Here is a 541-nt window from a genome sequence, read left to right on the forward strand (position 1 = left end):
GTCTGTCGGTCTGTCGGTCTGTCGGTCTGTCGGTCTGTCGGTCTGTCGGTCTGTCGGTCTGTCGGTCTGTCGGTCTGTCGGTCTGTCGGTCTGCCGGTCTGCCGGTCTGCCGGTCTGCCGGTCTGCCGGCAACGATACCCGTGCTTGCGCGTCTAGCCGGCCTGCGTCCCGCAGTTCGGACAAAAGCGCGCGTCGGCGGCGAGTGCTGCCTGGCAACGGCCGCACGCGCGGCCACGCTGCGATACGCCGCACTGCGCGCAAAATCGCGCGGCCGGCGCGTTGAGCGCACCGCAGCCCGCGCATACGAGTTGGCGCAACGACAAGTCGGCGCCGGGCACGCCCCGGCCGCCGGTCGGCGGCTGCCGGCCCCAGTCATGGCGATCGCGATCGCGGCCGTGCGCGTCGTGCGCGTCGTACAGTTCGCGGCCTCGCTCGCCGTGATGGCCGCCGCCATGGCCGCTCTGCGGTCCGCTGCCGTGCCCGCCGCCGTGTGAGCCGTGTGAGCCGTGTGAGCCGTGTGAGCCGTGTGAGCCGTGTGAGC

General features: G+C 72.1%; 1 protein-coding gene. It reads right to left on the reverse strand.

From position 1 onward, the window contains the following. Nucleotides 1-152: 152 nt before the first annotated feature. Nucleotides 153-541 (reverse strand): zinc ribbon domain-containing protein (locus tag C3Y15_RS31530; protein WP_243860310.1); only part of this gene is annotated, 389 nt, incomplete at its 5' end.

This window comes from Burkholderia sp. B10, from assembly GCF_004368385.1.
In the GTDB taxonomy this organism is placed as follows: Bacteria; Pseudomonadota; Gammaproteobacteria; order Burkholderiales; family Burkholderiaceae; genus Burkholderia; species Burkholderia vietnamiensis.